Raw genomic sequence first — 14,666 nt, 5'->3', positions numbered from 1 at the left:
GTGTTCTCATCAGCCCTGGAGGGTTCGCAACGCATCCTGCCCGGTCCACCCCTGGTCACGCTGGAAGTCCTCATCAGCCCTGGAGGGTTCGCAACTTTGACGGCTCATCCCACACGAGCACAGACACGCTAGTCCTCATCAGCCCTGGAGGGTTCGCAACTAGACCATGGTCATGCCGACCCGGTCGATGATGTAGTAGTTCCGGAAGTCCTCATCAGCCCTGGAGGGTTCGCAACCCTTGTTCGTGCTACCACAGTGTCTGGGGATTCGCAGTCCTCATCAGCCCTGGACGGTTCGCAACGCGGGGCGCGGTGACAGCGACACCGCGGCGGCCACCTGGCGGTCCTCATCAGCCTTGGAGGGAGAACGACCACTCACCTTGCGCGCGGCAGCGTACTCCGCAGTTCTCATCATCCTTCGCAACGCCAGGCCGAGGGCGGCGATGCCGCGCGGTGTGCCGGCGGCCGGCCGCAGGCAGCCCTTCTCGAGCCCGCACGGCACGGGAAGAGACCCACGCCGCTTATTACCTGGTCCTCGACGGCGCCCCCCGGATGTCAATCCTGCGCCCTGGACGTGAAGCGGAAGCCCCGGCTGGTGCAGCGGCGTGTGGCCCGTGACGGCCACGGCAGCTACGACTTCGGGTACTTCGGCACACCGGGTGGGAAGGGTGTCGATGTCGGCGAGGTGCTGCCCGGCCGGTACACCGTGCTTGTCTCCATGAGTACGGGAGGGGCCCTGTTCACCAAGGAGGTCTGCAGGAACACCCTCAAAGGGCGTTGACGGGGCACGCGGCCGGTGGTGGCAGCGGGCGGTCCAGGCCCCGAGCCAGGACGAGCAGGCCGGGCGGTCCCGGCCCCTAGCCAAGGTGAGCCGCCGGGGCGACGGTCAGCGACGCCGGAAGAACTCCACCTCGCCCAGGGCCAGGTGCCGGCCGGGCCCCTGCCCCGCCGCGGCGCGCGGCACCAGCCTGACCTCGACCACGTCGCTGATGCCGGTGGTGATGGTCTGCCGGCCCGGCTTGTCGTTGAGGGTGACCTCCTTGCGGTGCTCGGTCCCGTCCGCGTCGATGGCGACGAGGTCGAGCTCGGTGGGCCTCGCCTGACGCCGGAACTTCTGCGGGTCCGCCGAAGGACCGGTGTGGACCACCACGCTCACCAGCCGGAACGGGGAACGGAAGGTGAAGGTGAGCGACGCACCGAGCCGGGGGGCGCCCCAGTACCGGTTGCTCAGCCCGTCGGACGCCGCGGACGCGGGGTGGCCCGGCACCTCGGCGCTGGCCGACACGCCGGTCGGGCTGATCGCGGCGGTGCCGCCGAGCTTGTCCCTGGTGTCCTCCACGAGCGAACGCCCGAACGGCAGGAGCAGGAAGCCGGCCGCCAGCAGCGCGACCAGCACCAGCAGCACCACGGCCCGGCGCACCGCGGTGCCCGACCCACCGGTGCCGACCCGACGCCGGAACGGCCACCTCCCGCGCCACCACGGCTCGGAACCGGCCGTCTTGACGGGGCCCAGCGGCGCCGCGCAGCGGCGGCAGAAGCGCCGGCCCGCGAGGTTCGGGGTACCGCAGGCAGGGCACGCGGGCCCGTCCTGGAGGTCGTCCGCCGGGGCCGGGCGCACCACGGGGCGCGGGGCGACCGGCTTGGCGGGGCGGACGGGGGCGGGTGCCGGGCGGGGGGCCGGGGGCCCCGCCGTGGGGGCGGATGCGGGGACGGCCCCGGTCCCGTCCGGCGGTGTGGACGCCCCGGCCCCCGCCCCAGCCGGGGCGGGGGGTGCCGCAGGTGCCGGGTCCGGGGCGGGCGGTTGGCGGGTCGCCGGTCGCGGCTCGGCCGGTGCGGGGCCCGCGGGGTCCCCGGCGGCCGGTTGGGGGGCCGACGGTCGCGGCGCCGCCGGTGGGGGAGAGGACGGTGGGGCAGGGGACGGTGGGGCAAGGGACGGTGGTGCGCCGGGGCGGGGGCCCTGGTCGGCGGTGGGCGCGGGCTCGGACCAGCCGAGGTACGCGCCGCAGTTCCCGCAGAAGTCGTCGGCGTCGGCGTTGGCCGTTCCGCACTCGGGACACGAACGCACGGTGTCAGTCCTCCCTCTCCCCGGGCGGCCCGGACACGACCTCCACCCGACAGGTGAGGTGGACCGGGCATGCTGCCTCGACCACGGCCCGCACCCGGGCCACGTCCACGGGCACGGTGGCGTCCACCGACCAGACCCGCACCAGCACCTCGGTGGCCGGGGGCGCGGGCAACGGCGAACCCGCGGTCGAGGACCAGGACACGCCTCCGCCGTCGACGATCTGCGCGTCCACCCCCAGGACCAGCCGGAGCTGCGCCCGCAGCCCGCGCCGGGTTCCGCGCCACCGGTGCGACTCCACCGCCCGCGCGACCGCGGCGCGGCTCGGCCCGGCCGGTCGCCCCGGGTCGGTTCGCACCCCCACCCAGCTCGCCACCCACACCAGGAAGTCCCAGGGGGCGAGGCGTGGGTCGAAGTAGGCGGGCAGGTTGTCCAGCGTCGCGAACACCGGGGCGAGCACCGTGTCGAGGCCCGCCGTGAACCGCTGCGCCAGGTCGTCCTCCGCGTACAGCGCCGGCAACAGGCCGCCGATGGGGTGCCGGGAGGGCAGCCCGGGAACGGCCGCCCTGCTCACGGCGTCCCCCCGGCGTGGTCGTGGCGCACGACCACCTGGTGCCGGTACGAGAAGACCAGGGCGTCGGCCGCCACGTCGATCCGGTCCACGGGGGTCCCGCGCTGCCCGGTGATCGGGTCGGCGGGGAACAACCGGACCTCCTCGACCAGGGTGACGCCCTCCACCTGCTGGAGCACGGCGAACACCTCCCCGTACTGCACCGGCCGGCCGAAGGGCCAGCCGGTGCCGTCGGCGCCGCCGCGCAGCGGGTTGAGGTGGCGGAACAGTGCGGCCAGCGCACGCTCGCGCACCCGGTCGGTTTCGTCGTCCCGGCCCAGCAGCCTGGCGACGACGGTGACGCCCTGGTAGACGGGCGGCTCCACCACGAGCCTGGTGCCGATCAGCCGTCGTTCGTCCAGGCGGGCGGCGATCGCCGACAGCATCGGATCCGGAGGGACCAACTGCTCGAACCGCAGCCGGTCGCCCTCGTCGGCCGCCGCGTCGGGCACCACCAGGACGCGCACCGCGCCCCCCTCGCCGGGCACCGCGGGGACGCAGCGCACGCGCGCCGCCGACGGCGCCGCCTGACGGGCGATCACCTCGTGGTCCTCGGCGGTGACCGCGCGTTCCTGTAGGCGCAGCAGGCCCGGGGCCCGCACCTTGGCGTTCTCCACCGTCTCCCCGTCGACCCCGCCCCGGGCCGCCTCCCGGTTGCTTACCGAGGCGATGTAGGGCACCGAGCTGTGCAGGACGGAGATGGCGCCCCGGGCGACGTTGCCCGCGCTGCCGCCCCCGGTCCGGTAGCTGGGCACCCGCAGCCGCGCGCCCTTGGGCGGCACGGCGCCGTAGGTGCGCACCGTCCCGTCCGGTTCGCGCACCGCCGGGGGGAACGCGAACTCCCCGGTGGTCGCGTCGATCCTCACGTGCCGGTCGCCGGGCCCGGAGGCGCCGAAGTGCTCGACGACGGTCCACGTCTCCCAGCCCGTGCCGGTGGAGACCTCCACCACCGGGGGGTCCCCGTCGAGCAGGATCGGCGTCCGGCTGACCGTGAACCGCTGACCGGCGACCCCCTCGGACACGCCGAGCGGGACGTCCCGCACCGTCTCCGCGTGCTCGGCGGTGACGGTCCCGCCGATGGTGAACACCTCCGCCTCCCGGATCGTCGGGGACTCCGAGTAGAAGGGCTGGTCCGCGGCCGGCTCGGTGACGCGGCAGCGGAGCCACCCCGCCCGGGTGCCCGCCGCCACCGAGGGCACGTGGCCGGCCGGGACGTACACCACGACCTCGCCCGGCCGGTTGAGGCCGCCCGTGGTGTCCGACGCGGTCTCGCACGCCAGCCACCGCGACCCGTCCCACGCCTCCCACACCAGGGGCGGCTGCCGGGGATCGACGCCGACGCCCTCCACCCGACTGTCCAGGCGCACCGCGACGATGCACCGGGGGACCGCGGTCGGCAGACCGAACAACAGCGCGTCCCCGGGCACCGGCGGCGTCTGGAAGCACGGCAGGTCCGCTCCGTCGGCGAGCCGCCCGGTGACGTCCCGCTGCTGGCCCCCGACCGGCGCCGTCACCAGCCTGTCCAGCGAACTGGGCACGATGGGCAGGTCGTCGGTGGTGGCGAACGGCACCGCTTCCTCGGTGTCGCCGCGTGGAGTGGCGACCTGGGTACCCCTGCGCAGCAGGACGGTCTCCGGCTGCGGCGCGGACAGGTGGAAGTCGACCTCGACCGTGGCCGCGGCCGGGGGGAAGAGGCGGATGCCGAGCAGGTCCAGGAACGCCAGGTGGTTCTTGTCCGGCACCCGGTTCAGCCGGTAGAGGAGCTGGTCGACGAGGTACGCGAAGGTCTCGATGAGGGTGACCCCGGGGTCGGAGACGTTGTGGTCCGTCCACTCCGGCGCCCGCTGCTGCACGTACCGCTTGGCCTCGTCCACGAGCTGCTGGAAACGCCGGTCGTCCAGGTTGGGGGCGGGCAGCGCCATCAGCCCACCTCCCGGTTGTCCGCGTGCCCGGAGGTGGGGATGGTGTAGAAGGGGAAGACGAGGTTCCGGCGGTTGTTGGTGGACCTGACGGTGTAACGCACGTCGATGTACAGGGCGCCGACCTCGACCGTGTCGAAGGCGATCACCACGTCGTCCACGTCGATCCGCGGCTCCCAGCGTTCCAGGGTGCTCCGCACCTCGTGGGCGACGCGGCCCGCGGTCGCCCCGTCGCCCGGGGCGAAGACGTAGTCGTGGATGCCGCAGCCGAACTCCGGACGCATCGGGCGTTCGCCCGGCGCGGTGCCGAGCACCAGCCGGATCGCCTCCTCGATCTCCCGTTCGCGTTCGACCATCCCGATGCCGCCGGTGGCGTTCACCCGGAGCGGGAACGCCCAGCCGCGGCCGATGAACCGTTCGGTCACCGTCATCCTCCGATCAGTACGTCGGGCGCCCCGGTGGAGACCACCGCGCCGCAGGCCGTCCTGTCCCCCGTGCGGGCCGCCGGCAGCCCTCCGATCAGGACCTGTCCCGACGCGGCGCCGGCCGGCCCTGGCAGCACCACGTTGGCGGCGGCGAGCGCGACGTGGAGGGGACAGGCGTGCACGGTCCCGACGACCGCGGCCGGCCGGCCGCCGATCAGCACCGTCGTGACGGTCGCCGCGGCGCCCGGAGGAGGTGTGGTGAGCACACCCCCGTGGACGGTGCTGTCGCCCGTGCGGGCTGCGAAGGGCATCGGTTCTCCTCGGTCGTGGGGCCGTCGGTTCCGGGGAACGGGCGGCTGGTGCGGGGCGGTGCCGGGCGGTGCGGTGCGGTGCGGTGCGCGGTCGTCGGTCAGTTGATGCGGACGAGCCTGGCCTTGAGCACCGCCAGCAGGCCGCCGTCGACGGTGACGTCAGCGGTGCCGTTGACGGTCACCGAGCGTCCGCGCAGGTCGATCCGGCCGTTTCCGGCGTCGAGCACGACCCCGGTGGGGGACAGGGTGATCGAGGTCAACGGCCGCCGGCCACCGGCGGCGAAGACCGTCAGCGCGATCCGGCCGGCACGCTCGTCGAGGGTGACCTCGAGCCGCTCGTCCCCGCTGGCCAGCCGAACGCCGGACGGACCGCGCGGAGTGTCAAGCAGCTCGACACGGTGCCCGGAGCGGGACACCAACGAACGACGGTTGACCCTGCCGCTGGTCGGGTCCACCAGCGGCACGTCGTGCGGCGAAGGACGGTCCACGCCGTTGTAGAGGCCCCCCAGCACGTACGGGCTGTCCAGCGAGCCCTGCTCGAAACCGACCAGCACCTCGTCGTTGACCTCCGGGCTGAACACCCCGCCGCCGCCCTTCCCGCCCCACTGCACGGTGCGCACCCAGTCGGTCACGTACGCGTCGTCCAGCCAGGGGAACCTCAACCGCACCCAGCCCCGCTGACCGCCGCCCCCCTCCCGGATGTCGGTGACCACGCCGACGGCCAGGCCGGGCATCCGCGGGCCGTGCGGCGGGGCGGAGCCCCCGGTGGCCAGCCCCGCCAGGGACCGGTCCGGGACCGCGCTGACCGACAGGTGCGTCCGGTAGCCCCCGTGCGGTTCGAGGACGTGCCGGGCCGAGGTGGCGGTGTAACGACCGGAGAAGGCGGCGCCGACGTTGCCGAGCGCCACCGGCACCCCGGCCCGCAGCTTCGGGTTCCCCTCGGCGACCGCCTCGAACTCCCCGAACCCGGCGCTCACCGACGCGGCGACGGACTCCGCCGCGGCCATCGTCGCGGCCTGGGTCCGGTACGGCGTGTCCGCGACGGTCACCCGGGTGGACGCCCCGAACGCGGACCCGGCGACCGCCGGGTTCAGCCCCGGCAGCACGGTCGTGCTGCGCACCGCGGGCCGCCGCGCCACCAACGGGCGTTTGGTGGTCACGTCCCAACCCCGCACCTCCACGGTGTCCGCCCCGTCCGCGCCCGTCAGCACGGCCCGCAGCGCCAGCAGGTTCCGCCCGTACTCCAGGACCAGCGGGTCGCGGGCCGCGGACGTGCCCGGTGCCGGCGCCGACGCGGCCGGCTCGGGCCGGAGGAACTCCAACCGGCCGTCGTCGTCAACGGTCAGCCGGGCGCCGCTCTCCCGCGCCAGGTACTGCAGGAACTCCCAGTCCGAGACGTTGGCCTGGGACAGGTGCTGGTGGGTGACGGGCACCCGGTCCACCCGCCCGCAGGTCAGCCCCGCTCCCGTGACCACCCGGCGGACGATGTCCGAGGTCGTCATGTTGCGGAACGCCGCCACCCTGCGCCCCCGCATCAACCGGTGGGTCCTCGCCGACGCCCGCACCACGGTGAACGCGCCGGTGGTGTCGGTGTCCAGCTCGAGCGCCGTCACCTCGCCGGTGAACAGCCGCTGCCGGGCCCGGCCCCGCACCGTCACCACGGAGATCCTCACCGGTGTGCCGATGGTGATCCCGGTGGCGGCCAGCAGTTCGTGGTTGGGGTCCCGGTAGCTCAGCACGGCGGTGTCCGGCAGGCCGTCGCACTCGTCCACCTCGCAGGACACGAGCTGCGCCGCCCACACGGGGGGCAGCTCCCCCGGGGCCTCGACGACCGGGTCGGCCGCGAACGAACGCGCGCCCCGGTGGCCCGTCGAGCTCATCGGACCGCTCCGTCCGGCAGCGCCGCCTCGTCCGGCGCGGGCAGGACCAGCTCCGAGCCGGGAACCAGCACCATCGGGTCGTCGATGTCGTTGGCCTCCGCGATGACCCGCCAGGCGGTGGCGTCCCCGTACTCCCGCCAGGCCAGCAGCGGCAGGCTGTCCCCCGCGACCACGCGGTGGGTGCGACGCGCCGTCCGCGCGCCCGACGTCGGGTTCTGGCCGGGCGGGTCGACGCTGGCCTCCTCGACGGACAGCGAGCACGTCGCCCGCAGCGGCGTGCCGTCCACGTCGAAGAGGGTGTAGGACACCGAGAGGCTCGACAGCACCCCGTCGAAGGAGGTGGTGCGCGAGGTGCCCCAGTCGAAGCGGACCCAGGGGCTGGCCGGGGCCTTGCGGGCGAGGCTGGCGGGGGTGGGGACACACGCCTGCATCAGCTTCTCCACCGCCTGCTCCACCGACTTGTCGTGCGTCGCGGTGGCGTCGAGGAACACCTCCAGGGACAGCACCCGCGGGCCGCTGCCCACGAACTCGGGCAACGCGGACTGCTCCGCCATCCGCGACGGGGTCCGCCGCCACTCGGTGCTCTTGGACAGCGCCAGCTTCGCCGGGTTGAACTGCAACGGGAGCCGGGCCAGGGTGCCGCCGGGCTTCGCACCGACGGTCGAGGGTGGTTCCATGATCGTCAACTGCGCGCGGGCGCGGCTGGCGCGGGCTGCGGGTGACATCCCGTCCTCCTTCCTGGGCGTGGTGGGGGTGGTGGGCCGTCGCACCGGACCGTCGCGGGTCGGCGGGCCGTCCGGTGACGTCGGGTCACGAGGGCCGCAGTCCCTCGTGGGCGATCTCCAGGGACTCCACCGCGGCCTCGGAACGCGCCGGGTCGAACGACGGGCCCTGCCAGCGGACCGGAACGATGCCGAGCACCTGCCAGCTCACGATCCGGCTCAGATCCGGTCGCAACGCGACGATCTCGCCGTCCTTGGGCTCCACCTGACGGACGATCTCGTCCAGCCATTGGGCGATCTTGGTGGTGTCCGCGGTGACGGGCCGGGTCAGCGTGATGTTCGACCAGGTGATGCGGCCCGGGAGTTGCCAGGTGAAGCCGTTGTTGCCGCCCTCGGCGTACTGTTCCATCTCCACCTCCGCGCCCAGTCCCGTGCAGGTGTGGAACGCGCCCAGGTCGTTGCCGCCGATCGTGAGCTTGAAGAACACGCTCGTCGCGAAGATCTCGTCCGTCATTCCCTGTTCTCCCTGCGCAGGCGTTGCCTGGTTTCCGGGCCGGTCACCGGCGGCCGTCGTACAGCCTCCCGGCGCGCTCCCTGCCGCGCCGCAGGTCGGCGCGGAGCAGACGACCCACCGGCTCGACCAACCTCCGGGCGAGCTCCTCGATGTCCGGCCCCGTGGCGCCACCCGCGCCGTCCGCCCCGGCGCCGGGGGCCGGCGGCGTCAGGGCCGCCCGCGGCCCGTCCTGTGCCGTTCGGACACGGGCCGGCACCGCCGTCACCGGCACCGCGGTCACCGGCGCACCCGTCAGCCCGGCCCGGGCATCCGCCCGCTGTAGCACCGCTGCGGACGTCGGCGACCCCGGGGGCAGCGACCCCGGGGGCGTCGGCGGGACCGCTGCGGGCGGTGCGGGGCCCGGCGTCGATGACCGCCTCGTCGATGGTGACGGCACTGACGGCGACGGTCCTGTCGGCGACGGCGTTGATGGTGGGGGCATTGACGGTGGGGGCGTCGATGCTGGCGGTGTTACGCGGACCGGAAGCCGCGGCCCGTTGGCCACCTGCGCAGCAGGCGGTGCCCAACCGGACGGCGGAGCCACCGCCCGGGAGACCTGCATGCGCCGCACCGGGGCGGAGACCGTCGGGGTGGCCGCCGGCCGTCGCTGACCGGCCCGAGGTGCCGGGGCCCCCTCGGCGGGCCCCCCGGAACGCGCGCTGCGCTGCACGGCGTGGGAGCGGGGCCAGGTCGGTCGGACGACTGGCGGTGCGGCGCCAGGAGCCGGCACGGTGGCCGAGAACCCGGGCCGGGGGCCGGTGCGGACCGGCAGCGGGCGTTCCGCGAGCAGTCCCCTCGTGTGCCGCGGTCCCGGGAGGGCCCGCCGTGCGCCTGGGGACGGTGCGGCCCGCGGGGCGTCAGGCCCGGGTCGCGCGGCGTCGGTTCCCGGGGGTGGGGCGGCGGTTCCCAACGGCTGGGTTGCGGTTCCCAACGGTGTGGTGGCTGTTCCCAACGGTGTGGTGGCTGTTCCCAACGGCGGGGCGGCTGGGCGGGTGGGGTGGCCGGCCGGGCCGCGGTCGGCGGCGGACTGCCGTCGTGGGGCCGCTCCCGGTGCGTTCCGTCCGTCCGGGGCGACAGGGCGCGGTCCCGCGCTGGTGCCGGCCCGTGGACCGGCCTCCGCGGTCGCCGGCGTTCCGCTCGCCGACGCGGTGGGCAGCGTCGTCGGGGACCCGGGAGCACGCGGCGCCACCGGGGCCCCGGGCGGGCGCTGCGGCGTCCGCTGGACACGAACCACCGGCCGCTCACCGGTCGCCGGCCGGGGTCCTGGCTCCGCCTGTGCGCCGCTCACCGCTGCCGCAGGGGCTGACGGGACTGACAGGGCTGACGGGGAGCCAGACCGGGCCCTCCTCGGTGGTGCCGTCCCCGGGGGCAGCGACCCCTTCGGTGCCGGCCCGCCCCCGCCGGCCCGGGACGCGGTGGGGAGGACGGCGGTACCGGGGAGCTCGGGCAGCGGCGCTCCGAGCACACCCCGAGGCGGCATCACCGGGGCGGGGGGCGCGGCACCGCGCCCGGCGTCGGGCCCCTGCGGCCGGCGTCCCGTGGTTCTGGCCCCGTCCCGCGCCGCCGCGGCCCGCCGTGGCCCCCCGGCCACGGGGGGCGTCCCGGAGGGAGCTTGCGGGGCGGCGCCCCCGGGGCGGACGGCGCCGTGCGGGTGACCGGTCGTGGGGCCGGCGGAGGGCGCCCCGCTCCCGGCGGTACCCGGCGGCGCCCCGGCCCCCGGCGTGCCCGTCACCCCGGACGACCCGCGCCTGAACGACTGCCCCGAGGCGCTGGGGGCACTGGTCGCACCGCTTGCACGGGTCGCACTGCCTGCACTGTTCGCACCGGAGGCCGAGGGGGTGCCGGGGGGCGGCGACGCGCGCGGTGGCGCCGGCGGAAGGACCCCGTGGGACGCGCCGGCAGGAGGGGCCGCCGCCGGGGCGCCGGCGGTGGACGTGGAGGGGCCCGGGGGTGGTCCTGGCTCCTGTGGCCGTGCCGGCGGTCGCACCACCGTCAGCGGGTCGGCCCCGGGCGGGGCGGCGGGCCGGTTGCCGGGTGCCGGGCCCGGTTGCGCCTGCGCCGCCTCCGCGGGGAGGGCGGGCGGCGTCGCACCGAGGGTGGGGCGCCTCGGTGCCACCGGGCCCGACGGGCCGTCGGTGCGACGCTGCACCGCTGGGCCAGGCAACCCCCCTGGACCGGCAGGGGGCGCGTCGTGGACGGATGACGGGCCCGGGCGGGCAGGCGGTGCCTGTGGGGGACCCACCGGCGCACCGGCCGACGGCGGGGGAGGTGCCCCGGGCGCCGGTGCGGGCCCCGCCGTCGGGGTGCGGGCACCGGGCGCACCCGTCGTCGGCGGGATCGCGGTGACCCTGCGGGCGTGCCGCACCGCGCCGGTGGCCACCGTCAACGGGGTCCCCGCCGGGTGCGGGCGGACCCGTGGGCGTCGGGCCGGGGGCGGACCGGTGGCGACGGTGCGGGGGCCGCCCGGGTCCGGCTGCCCCGCCGGCACGGGGGCGGTGTGCGCGGCGGGCGGCCGGCGGGGCGGGCCCGCCCGCTCGGGTCGTTCCGGGGCCGGGCCGTGCTCAGCCCCGTCCTGCTCCTGCCCGGTGTCCGCTCCCGGCCGGGCGGCGCGCAGCAGCAGGGGGGCACCGTCCGCCCAGGTCGTGTGCGTGGACGGGCGGGTGACGCCGTGCACCACGCCCACCGGGGCCGACGGCAGCACCGCGTGCCCCAGGCCCCGTCCCAGCGAGGGGTTCTGCCAGGCCGCGAGCCGCGAGCGGAAACGCAGCCCGTCGCTGACCCCCACGGCCGACCGCAGCACGGTCGCCACCGGGGACGGGACCGCTCGCCAGCCCCCGTCCCACGGCGGATGGCCCCGCCCGTCGGGGTCGCGCGCACCCGCCGGCTCCCGGGCGCCGCCCACCTCGGCGCCGTCCCTCACCGCGGAGGCGTCACCGGTGGCGTCGCCAGCCGGGGACAGCGTGTCCTGGCCGGCGGGACGGCCCGCCCCCGCACGGCGGCGTCGCAGCCGGTCCCACACGCCCATGCCCTCACCCACCTTCGTTGACCCGCGTGTTGATCCGCGCGATCTCGCGGACCCACTGCTGACGCTCACCGTGGGTGAGGTCGAGGATGTCCTCGCGCCGCCAGTGGAAGTGGTAGGCGACGTACGCGATCTCCTCCAGCAACCGGGGGAGCGCGTACGTCACGATTCCCCCAGGCGCCCACCGGAGAGGTCCACCTCGAACGAGCCGTTGCACAGCGGGCAGGTCACCGCGGCGTGCGTGTGCCCCTCGCTGTTGATCCGCTGGTAGAAGTCCTGGAGGAACGCCACGTCCGTGGCGTACATCCGCTCGACGACGCCCGCGTGCACGTCGGTGACGGTGCCGATCCGGGTGATCACCTGACTCAGCAGGACGACGCTCAGGTACGCGGGGTTCTCCTTGACCCGCAGGTCGATCTGCGGGCGCAGCTCGTCCCGCGCGGTGGCGAGCCGCATGGCACCCCGGCGGTGCACCGTGCCCTCCTCGTCGACGTACCCGCGGGGCAGTTCGAACTCGAACTCGGTGCGCAGTTCCGGCGCCTGCCGCTCCCGGTCGTCCGGCGCGCGGGACCCGCCCCGGTCGGGCTCGGCGTTCTGCAGCAGGTCGGCGATGTCGGTGCTGGTGGTGACCGTACGGCGCCTCATTCGACGATGATCTCCTCGAACGTGATGGTGACGGTCTCGGTGGCGGCACTGGACTCCCCGGCCTTCAGGGACGGGCCCTCCCACCGGCTCGCCCAGCCCTGCATGAGCTGGATGCGGCGCACCGTCTCGCCCTGGGTGTCCTTGATCTCGATGGTCAGGTTCTGCCGGGCGGTGTCCACCGCGCCGTTGTTCAGCGTCTCCTTGATCCAGTTGGTGAACTCGCTGCTCTTGTCCAGCCCGCGGGTGATCGTCACCTCGCCTGCCTGGCGCGCCCCCGGCTGCTTGCGGATGATCTGTTTGCCCTCCGCGGTCACCTGCCGGACCTCGACCACCTCCTCCTCGACGGTCAGGCCGCTGACCTCCTGGATGGACTCCACGAGGTAGCCGCCCAACTGCACCCCGAAGACGTGCGTCGAAAGCGCGTCACCTGTTGCCATGGCTGCTGGTCACCTTCCGGTCGAACGGGTCGGTCAGGGCGGGGGCCGGTCACTCGCTGACGAGGCTGGTGCTGTCGGAGAACTGGGACAGCCGGAACACCACGAACTCGGCGGGCTTGACCGGGGCGACCCCGACCTCGCACACCACCTGACCCAGATCGATGGACTCCTGCGGGTTGTTGTCCCGGTCGCACTTGACGTAGAAGGCCTCCGCCGCGGTCCGTCCGAACAGGGCCCCCCGACGCCACTCCTCGGTCAGGAACGCGGTGACGTTGCGCCGGATGCTCGCCCACAGCCGGTCGTCGTTGGGTTCGAAGACCACCCACTGGGTGCCCAGCAGGATGGACTCCTCCAGGTAGTTGAAGAGCCGGCGCACGTTCAGGTAACGCCAGGCCGGGTCGGAGGACAGCGTCCGCGCCCCCCAGATCCGGATGCCGCGTCCGGGGAAGGCCCGGATGCAGTTCAGCCCGACCGGATTGAGCAGGTCCTGCTCGCCCTTGCTCAGCCGGAGCTCGAGGTCCACCGCACCACGGACGACCTCGTTGGCCGGGGCCTTGTGCACCCCCCGCTCGCTGTCGCTGCGCGCCCACACCCCGGCGACGTGGCCGCTCGGCGGGACCAGGGTGTTGCGTCCCGTCGCCGGGTCGAACACCGTGATCCACGGGTAGTACGCGCAGGCGTGGCGGGAGTCCACCCCGGCGCCCTCGTTGCGCCAGTTCCTGGCCTGCTGCGCGTTCAGCCCCGGCGGGGTGTCCAGGATCGCCACCCGGTCCCCCATCTGCTCGCAGTGCGACACCACCGCGAGCTGAACGGTCTTGACGGCCTCGGCGTCGATCTCCCCGCGCTGGAAGGCGCTCATCACGTCGGGGACCGCGACCATGGTCACCTCGTCGACGGCCTCGAGGGCCGCGACGCCGGTCCTCTCCGCCGGTTCGCCGATGTACTGCGCCGGGCCCGCCGCCGGCCCCGGCGGGGCCGGTTCGGGCGGCGCGGGCAGCACCAGCGTCTGGTTCCCCGGGCGGCGCTGGGCGACGCCGGGCTGCTCCGTGACCTCGACGAACCCGGACTCCCGAGCCTGCGCCACCAGGTACGCCTTGGCGTTCTTGCGGGTGCTCACGTCGAGCGTCTCGACCAGTTCGGCCCCCTTGCGGACCAGGACCCGGAACCGGTCGTCCGGCGCGTTCTCCGCCTCCGCGTCGGCGATCTCCACCGTGACGTCCGGCCCGGCGCCCCGCCGCGCCGCGAACAGGAACCCGCCGGCGGCCACCGGCGGGGCCGACCGCCCGGGCGGTGCCCCGCCGTCCGCAGGACCCCCCAGACGCACCACGTAGGCGCTGCCACCGCCGTTGGCGAAGTAGCCGTAGACGGCGTGCGCCAGGAACGTGCCCTCGGTGAAGCCCCCGAAGCGCTGGGCGTACTGCTCCCAGGTGGTCACCAGGGTGGGCTGGTGGAAAGGCCCCTTCTCGGCGAACCCGACGAAGGCGGCGACGGCCGTACCCACCCCCTCGATCGGCCGGGCCCCGGACTGCACCTCCTCCACGTAGACGCCCGGGGTGAGGTAGGAAGGCATGCTCGCTCCTTCGTGTGGCTGGCAGCTCGGCGACGAGTCTCACCCGGCGACTCCCCGCCGCATCAGGGCCGATCGCCCCGAACCAGGGGCAACGAGACTGCCCGCGAAGGACACGGCGGCGCCCCCGCGGTGCGCCCGGCCACCATCCCGGGCACCACCATCCCGGCCACCATCCGCCGCCCCGCAGCCCGCAGCCGAAGTTCCCGACGCCCCACGGCGCCGCTGCCCCGCGGCCCCGCCGCCCCACGGCCCCACGGCGCCCCGGAGGTCCCGAGGCTGAGGCTTCCGAGGTCCGGCCCGGCGGCGCGCGGGCAGTGCCCGGCCGGTCGGCCCGACGGCCCGGACCGCCCCGGCCGGCGGCCGACCGGCGTCGGGGTCCCGTTGCCCCCGCGGGCGGTGCGCCACGGACCCCGCGCGCCGCCCAGCGGCCCCCGCGGGCAGCGCGGAGGGAACGGCCCGGCGGCACCCACGGCCCCGGTCCGCTCGCCCACCGGCCGCCCGCCCCGGCCGG

General features: G+C 75.4%; 14 protein-coding genes. 1 reads left to right on the top strand and 13 read right to left on the bottom strand.

Annotated elements, in window-relative coordinates; translation table 11 throughout:
- The first annotated feature begins 573 nt into the window (after nucleotides 1-573).
- Nucleotides 574-780, top strand: a complete 207-nt coding sequence (locus A3IG_RS0110750; RefSeq protein ID WP_018383571.1) for a hypothetical protein — start codon at nucleotides 574-576, stop codon at nucleotides 778-780.
- 105 nt (nucleotides 781-885) lie between these two features.
- Here A3IG_RS0110750 and A3IG_RS35845 read toward each other — a convergent pair whose 3' ends face one another.
- The 13 genes from A3IG_RS35845 to A3IG_RS0110685 form a co-directional block, all read right to left on the bottom strand.
- Entirely contained in the window at nucleotides 886-1,620 is a 735-nt protein-coding gene (locus tag A3IG_RS35845; protein ID WP_018383570.1) for a zinc ribbon domain-containing protein, read from the bottom strand.
- Between the two features lie 448 nt (nucleotides 1,621-2,068).
- Entirely contained in the window at nucleotides 2,069-2,635 is a 567-nt protein-coding gene (locus A3IG_RS0110740) for a phage tail protein (protein ID WP_018383569.1), read from the bottom strand.
- Nucleotides 2,632-4,593, bottom strand: a complete 1,962-nt coding sequence (locus A3IG_RS0110735; protein ID WP_020557895.1) for a putative baseplate assembly protein — start codon at nucleotides 4,591-4,593, stop codon at nucleotides 2,632-2,634. The genes A3IG_RS0110740 and A3IG_RS0110735 overlap by 4 nt, the downstream gene beginning before the upstream one ends.
- Complete coding sequence (locus A3IG_RS0110730; protein ID WP_018383566.1) at nucleotides 4,593-5,021, bottom strand: GPW/gp25 family protein; 429 nt, start codon at nucleotides 5,019-5,021, stop codon at nucleotides 4,593-4,595. The genes A3IG_RS0110735 and A3IG_RS0110730 overlap by 1 nt, the downstream gene beginning before the upstream one ends.
- A complete protein-coding gene (locus tag A3IG_RS0110725; protein WP_018383565.1) occupies nucleotides 5,018-5,326 on the bottom strand; it encodes a PAAR domain-containing protein in 309 nt (102 codons plus the stop codon). Before A3IG_RS0110725 ends, A3IG_RS0110730 begins: the two co-directional genes overlap by 4 nt.
- A 98-nt stretch (nucleotides 5,327-5,424) precedes the next feature.
- A complete protein-coding gene (locus A3IG_RS0110720) occupies nucleotides 5,425-7,206 on the bottom strand; it encodes a VgrG-related protein (protein ID WP_018383564.1) in 1,782 nt (593 codons plus the stop codon).
- Entirely contained in the window at nucleotides 7,203-7,931 is a 729-nt protein-coding gene (locus tag A3IG_RS0110715) for a CIS tube protein (protein WP_018383563.1), read from the bottom strand. The genes A3IG_RS0110720 and A3IG_RS0110715 overlap by 4 nt, the downstream gene beginning before the upstream one ends.
- Nucleotides 7,932-8,016: 85 nt before the next feature.
- Nucleotides 8,017-8,442 carry a phage tail protein gene (locus A3IG_RS0110710; protein ID WP_018383562.1) on the bottom strand — a complete coding sequence of 142 codons (426 nt, stop codon included), beginning with the start codon at nucleotides 8,440-8,442 and terminating at the stop codon, nucleotides 8,017-8,019.
- Between the two features lie 43 nt (nucleotides 8,443-8,485).
- Complete coding sequence (locus A3IG_RS0110705; RefSeq protein ID WP_018383561.1) at nucleotides 8,486-8,722, bottom strand: hypothetical protein; 237 nt, start codon at nucleotides 8,720-8,722, stop codon at nucleotides 8,486-8,488.
- 2,788 nt (nucleotides 8,723-11,510) lie between these two features.
- The gene (locus tag A3IG_RS34535) at nucleotides 11,511-11,669 is read right to left on the bottom strand and encodes a DUF6760 family protein (protein ID WP_018383560.1); all 159 of its coding nucleotides are present in this window, start codon (nucleotides 11,667-11,669) and stop codon (nucleotides 11,511-11,513) included.
- A complete protein-coding gene (locus A3IG_RS0110695; protein ID WP_018383559.1) occupies nucleotides 11,666-12,148 on the bottom strand; it encodes a hypothetical protein in 483 nt (160 codons plus the stop codon). Before A3IG_RS0110695 ends, A3IG_RS34535 begins: the two co-directional genes overlap by 4 nt.
- Nucleotides 12,145-12,585, bottom strand: coding sequence for a phage tail protein (locus A3IG_RS0110690; protein ID WP_026220125.1), 441 nt, complete (start codon nucleotides 12,583-12,585; stop codon nucleotides 12,145-12,147). Before A3IG_RS0110690 ends, A3IG_RS0110695 begins: the two co-directional genes overlap by 4 nt.
- Nucleotides 12,586-12,634: 49 nt before the next feature.
- The gene (locus A3IG_RS0110685) at nucleotides 12,635-14,155 is read right to left on the bottom strand and encodes a phage tail sheath family protein (protein ID WP_018383557.1); all 1,521 of its coding nucleotides are present in this window, start codon (nucleotides 14,153-14,155) and stop codon (nucleotides 12,635-12,637) included.
- Between the last annotated feature and the right edge of the window lie 511 nt (nucleotides 14,156-14,666).

Origin of the sequence: Wenjunlia vitaminophila DSM 41686 (assembly GCF_000380165.1) — a bacterium.
Taxonomy (GTDB): domain Bacteria; phylum Actinomycetota; class Actinomycetes; order Streptomycetales; family Streptomycetaceae; genus Wenjunlia; species Wenjunlia vitaminophila.
This window is presented reverse-complemented; position numbering and strand designations above follow the sequence as displayed.

What these genes read in the sequence shown, in the direction of transcription:
- A3IG_RS0110735 (WP_020557895.1), bottom strand. Translation starts at nt 4,593, where the DNA reads ATGGCGCTGCCCGCCCCCAACCTGGACGACCGGCGTTTCCAGCAGCTC.
- A3IG_RS0110730 (WP_018383566.1), bottom strand. Translation starts at nt 5,021, where the DNA reads ATGACGGTGACCGAACGGTTCATCGGCCGCGGCTGGGCGTTCCCGCTC.
- A3IG_RS0110725 (WP_018383565.1), bottom strand. Translation starts at nt 5,326, where the DNA reads ATGCCCTTCGCAGCCCGCACGGGCGACAGCACCGTCCACGGGGGTGTG.
- A3IG_RS0110720 (WP_018383564.1), bottom strand. Translation starts at nt 7,206, where the DNA reads ATGAGCTCGACGGGCCACCGGGGCGCGCGTTCGTTCGCGGCCGACCCG.
- A3IG_RS0110715 (WP_018383563.1), bottom strand. Translation starts at nt 7,931, where the DNA reads ATGTCACCCGCAGCCCGCGCCAGCCGCGCCCGCGCGCAGTTGACGATC.
- A3IG_RS0110710 (WP_018383562.1), bottom strand. Translation starts at nt 8,442, where the DNA reads ATGACGGACGAGATCTTCGCGACGAGCGTGTTCTTCAAGCTCACGATC.
- A3IG_RS0110695 (WP_018383559.1), bottom strand. Translation starts at nt 12,148, where the DNA reads ATGAGGCGCCGTACGGTCACCACCAGCACCGACATCGCCGACCTGCTG.
- A3IG_RS0110690 (WP_026220125.1), bottom strand. Translation starts at nt 12,585, where the DNA reads ATGGCAACAGGTGACGCGCTTTCGACGCACGTCTTCGGGGTGCAGTTG.
- A3IG_RS0110685 (WP_018383557.1), bottom strand. Translation starts at nt 14,155, where the DNA reads ATGCCTTCCTACCTCACCCCGGGCGTCTACGTGGAGGAGGTGCAGTCC.